The 4,164-nt window shown below is 64.4% G+C and carries 5 protein-coding genes; 2 read left to right on the top strand and 3 right to left on the bottom strand.

Annotated elements, in window-relative coordinates:
- The 3 genes from EN893_RS21590 to EN893_RS21580 all read right to left on the bottom strand — a co-directional run.
- Nucleotides 1–551 (bottom strand): phosphotransferase family protein (locus EN893_RS21590; protein ID WP_164901002.1); only part of this gene is annotated, 551 nt, incomplete at its 3' end.
- Entirely contained in the window at nucleotides 548–1,033 is a 486-nt protein-coding gene (locus EN893_RS21585) for a MaoC family dehydratase (RefSeq protein WP_023810115.1), read from the bottom strand. The genes EN893_RS21590 and EN893_RS21585, both read right to left, overlap by 4 nt.
- 39 nt (nucleotides 1,034–1,072) lie before the next feature.
- On the bottom strand, nucleotides 1,073–1,888 hold the full coding sequence (locus EN893_RS21580) for an SDR family oxidoreductase (RefSeq protein WP_127268960.1): 816 nt from the start codon (nucleotides 1,886–1,888) through the stop codon (nucleotides 1,073–1,075).
- A gap of 115 nt (nucleotides 1,889–2,003) precedes the next feature.
- Between EN893_RS21580 and EN893_RS21575 the strand changes: the two genes are divergently transcribed.
- Entirely contained in the window at nucleotides 2,004–3,245 is a 1,242-nt protein-coding gene (locus EN893_RS21575) for an acyl-CoA dehydrogenase family protein (RefSeq protein ID WP_127268959.1), read from the top strand.
- 52 nt (nucleotides 3,246–3,297) lie between these two features.
- The coding region (locus EN893_RS21570; RefSeq protein ID WP_128361762.1) for a zinc-binding dehydrogenase at nucleotides 3,298–4,164 on the top strand (867 nt) is incomplete at its 3' end.

Raw genomic sequence — 4,164 nt, 5'->3', positions numbered from 1 at the left:
AGCCGGTCCATGTCGGCGACTGCGTCAGTCTCCGAGGCGCGGTACTGGCTGGTCCAGCGCGCCAGCTGGCGCTCGAAATAATTTCCCGGCCGCCCGAAATCGCCGAGCCCCACTGTCCCGACATCGATCTCGTGCAGCGCCGCGAGGGTTTCGTTCATGGCATCATATATGGCGGCGCGTTCTTCGTTGTCGCCTGCCTCCGGCAGGGCCGGATCCCAGAAAATGCGGCCGTCGAGGAAATCCATCACGTAGAACATGCGGCCGATGGGCGAGTCTTCCGCCGACAGATGCAGCATGGCAGGCACGGGCACGGCGGTGCCGGCAAGCGCGCTCATCACCCTGAATTCGCGGTCGACCTGATGCGCCGATTTCAGCAATTGCCCCGGCGGCTTGGCGCGCAGCACGTAACGGCCGCTTGCCGCCGTCAAAAGGTAGGTCGGGTTCGATTGGCCGGATTTGAACTTCTCGACTGCCGCAAGTCCGGAAAAGCCCGGTATGTTCGCCTCGAGATAAGGCGCAAGCGCTGCCTGGTCGAGAACGGGATCACTCATGCCGTCTCGGGCTGGCGTTCGATCAAGGTCAGCGTCAGCCAGCGCGCGGTCAGTGCCGGCTTCTTCGAACCCTCGATCTCGATCGTCACGTCATGCGCGGTCTGCACCCAGCCCGACGGCCGAACCTTGACATCGGCCAGCACGAAACGCGTGCGGATGCGCGCGCCGGTCTTCACCGGCGCCAGGAAGCGCAGCGAATCGAAGCCGTGGTTGACGCCCATCTTGCCGTTTTCCAGCGGCGGCATGGTCTCGAAGGTCATCGCCGACAACAGCGACAGCGACAGGAAGCCGTGCGCGATGGTGCCGCCGAACGGCGTTTCGCGCATGGCCCGCTCCGGATCACAGTGGATGAACTGGTGGTCGTCGGTGGCGTCGGCGAACTGGTCGATCATGCGTTGCGTGACAGCCCGCCATGGCGACACGCCAACCTCCTTGCCGACACTGGCCAGAAGCACATCGAGACTGATCGGTTCCACGCTCATGTCCTCCAGTTCACCCCCGGCTTCTGTGGCCGGAAAATGTCATTCCTTGAACAAGGTCAGCCCATGCTGCACCGACTGTCCGCCGTCTATCGGCAGGATGGCGCCGGTGACATAGCTGCCTGCACGGCTGCACAAATAGAGCGTTGCGCCGGCAATGTCATCCGGCGCGCCGATACGGCCGATCGGAACATGGCTGCCGACGTGCCTGGCCTGCTCATCCGTACTGGTGGCGAATGCCGTCATCCGGCTCTGGAAGGGGCCGGGAGCGAAGGCATTGACGGTGATGCGGCGGCCAGCGAACTCGAGCGCAAGGGTGCGGGTCAGATGATGCACGGCTGCCTTGGACGCGGTGTAGGAATAGGCGTCGTCGGCCAGCGGCTGCGTGCCCATCACCGAACCGAGATTGATCACCCTGGCCGGATCGGCGTCCCTGGCGGCGGCATCGAGCAGCGGCAGCAATTCGCGGGTTAGATGGAAGATCGCGGTGACGTTGACGCCAAACACCTTGGCCCATGCCGAATAGGGGAAGCTTTCCAGCGGCGCGCCCCAGGAGACGCCGGCATTGTTGACCAGAATATGCAATTTCCCGGTCCGGGCTTTGACCTCGGCGACGAGTGCGGCAATGCCGGTTTCGCTGGAGACATCGCCGGCGAAGCCTTCGGCCCGGCCGGATGCGCCAAGCTCGTTCAACTCTTCGGCGACCTTGATGCAATCCTCGCCCTTGCGCGACGCGATCATCACGCTGGCGCCGGCCCTGACCAGCCCGGTCGCCGCCATGCGGCCGATGCCGGTCGCGGCACCCGTCACCAGCGCTGTCTTGCCGGCCACCGAAAACAGCTCGTCCAGATAGCTCATCACAATCCTCCGCGCTCGGCATGCGGGCAAACAGTTCGCGTTGACAAGGCTATCCGAAGTACGGTCATCCTTGCCACTGACAAAATGCCTGGCATGCATGAAGGGTTAGCGACCGATGACGGAGATGAATCTCGGCATGACCGAGCGGCTGAAGCCGATCCACGCGCGCGTCGCGGCCATGGTGCGCGACGAGATCATGCCGCTCGACCATGAATTCCTCAGCGAAGTGGGCAAGACAGGCAACCGCTGGGTCTACAGTGCGCGCCAGAGCGAGATCCTCGAAGGGCTGAAAAAGACCGCACGAGAGCGCGGCCTGTGGAACTTCTGGCTGACCGGCTCGGAACGCGGCTACGGCCTTTCCACCGTCGAATATGCCTATCTGGCCGAAGAGATGGGCAAGGCGCATCTCGGCGCCGAGACCTTCAACTGCTCGGCGCCCGACACCGGCAACATGGAGGTGCTGGAGCGGTACGGCTCGGCCGACCTCAAGAAAGCATGGCTCGAGCCACTGCTCGACGGCAAGATCCGCTCGGCCTATCTGATGACCGAGCCGGATGTCGCTTCGTCCGATGCCACCAACATTGCCATGCGCTGCGAACGTCAGGGCGACGACTATGTGCTCAACGGCGAGAAATGGTGGGCTTCGGGCGCAGGCGATCCGCGCTGCGCCATCTACATCGTCATGGTCAGGACCGGCGGCGATGACGAGCCGCAGCACCGCCGTCATTCGATGATCCTGGTGCCATCGGACACAAAAGGCGTGACCAAGGTGCGGGCAATGCAGGTTTATGGCGATGACGACGCGCCGCACGGCCACATGCATCTTCGCTTCGACAATGTGCGGGTACCGGCGTCGAACCTGATCCTCGGCGAAGGCAGGGGGTTCGAGATCGCGCAAGGGCGGCTCGGCCCCGGCCGCATCCATCACTGCATGCGCGCCATCGGACAGGCCGAGATGGCGCTCGAGATGCTGTGCCAGCGTTCCTTGCGCCGCGAGGCCTTCAGCCAGAAGCTGGCAAAGCTCGGCGCCAATTTCGACATCATCGCCGAATGCCGCATGGAGATCGAAATGGCCCGGCTGCTCTGCCTCAAGGCGGCGTGGATGATCGACCAGGGCGACGCCCGCGCCGCGGCCCCCTGGATCAGCCAGATCAAGGTGGTGGCACCCCGCGTCGCGCTCAAGGTCACCGACGAGGCCGTGCAGATGTTCGGCGCGCAAGGCATCAGCCAGGACACGCCGCTGGCGCGGTCGTGGACGCATCTGCGGACCTTGCGCCTTGCCGACGGGCCGGACGCCGTGCATCGCCGTCAGGTGGCGCGCACCGAGCTGAAGAAATACACGCAGGAAAAGGTCTGAGCGCCGGCATCGTCATCCGGCGATGCCGACAGCCCAAGCACGGAGTGTTCCAATGGCCGTCCCCTCCGAAATGAAGGCGCTGCTGCTGGTCGGCGACGGCTACACCAGGACGCCGAGCGGCAGTGTGCTGGAGGCGATGGAGCCGTATCTCGAGCCGGGCAACATCGCGGTGCCGACACCCGGACCGACGCAGGTGTTGATCAAGGTCAACCTCGCCTCGATCAACCCCTCCGACATCGCCTTCGTCAAGGGCCAGTACGGCCAGCCGCGCGCCAAGGGACAGCCGGCGGGCTTCGAGGGCGTCGGCATTGTCGTCGCCAGCGGGGACGAACCCTATCCAAAAGGCCTGATCGGCAAGCGTGTCGCTTTTGCCACGGGCGTCACCAATTGGGGCTCTTGGGCCGACTATGCCGTAGCCGAGGCCGATGTTTGCATCCCGCTGCTCGACACCGTTCGCGACGAGGATGGCGCGGCGATGATCGTCAACCCGCTCACCGCGCTCGCCATGTTCGACGTCGTCAAGAAGGAAGGCGGAAAGGCCTTTATGATGACCGCCGGCGCCAGCCAGCTCTGCAAGCTGATCATTGGCCTGGCCAACGGAGAGGGCTTCCGGCCGATCGTCACCGTGCGCCGCGACGACCAGATCGCGGCGCTGAAAGCGCTCGGCGCGGCGCACGTCCTCAACGAAAAGGCGCCGGATTTCAAGGCGGCGCTACGCGAGGTGGTGAAGGCTGAGCAGCCGCGCATCTTTCTCGACGCGGTGACCGGGCCGCTGGCTTCCGCCATCTTCGACATTATGCCGAAGCGGTCGCGCTGGATCATCTACGGGAAGCTCGATCCCGAAGCCACTGTTATCCGCGAGCCCGGCCAACTGATCTTCCAGCACAAGCGTATCGAAGGTTTTTGGCTGAGCGAGTGG

Origin of the sequence: Mesorhizobium sp. M7A.F.Ca.CA.004.04.2.1 (genome assembly GCF_004022825.1) — a bacterium.
In the GTDB taxonomy this organism is placed as follows: Bacteria; Pseudomonadota; Alphaproteobacteria; order Rhizobiales; family Rhizobiaceae; genus Mesorhizobium.
The sequence above is the reverse complement of the archived record's forward strand: the minus strand, read 5'-3'. Positions and strand labels throughout refer to the sequence as shown.

Coding starts and splice junctions, on each gene's coding strand:
- EN893_RS21585 (WP_023810115.1), bottom strand. CDS start 1,033: ATGAGCGTGGAACCGATCAGTCTCGATGTGCTTCTGGCCAGTGTCGGC.
- EN893_RS21580 (WP_127268960.1), bottom strand. CDS start 1,888: ATGAGCTATCTGGACGAGCTGTTTTCGGTGGCCGGCAAGACAGCGCTG.
- EN893_RS21575 (WP_127268959.1), top strand. CDS start 2,004: ATGACGGAGATGAATCTCGGCATGACCGAGCGGCTGAAGCCGATCCAC.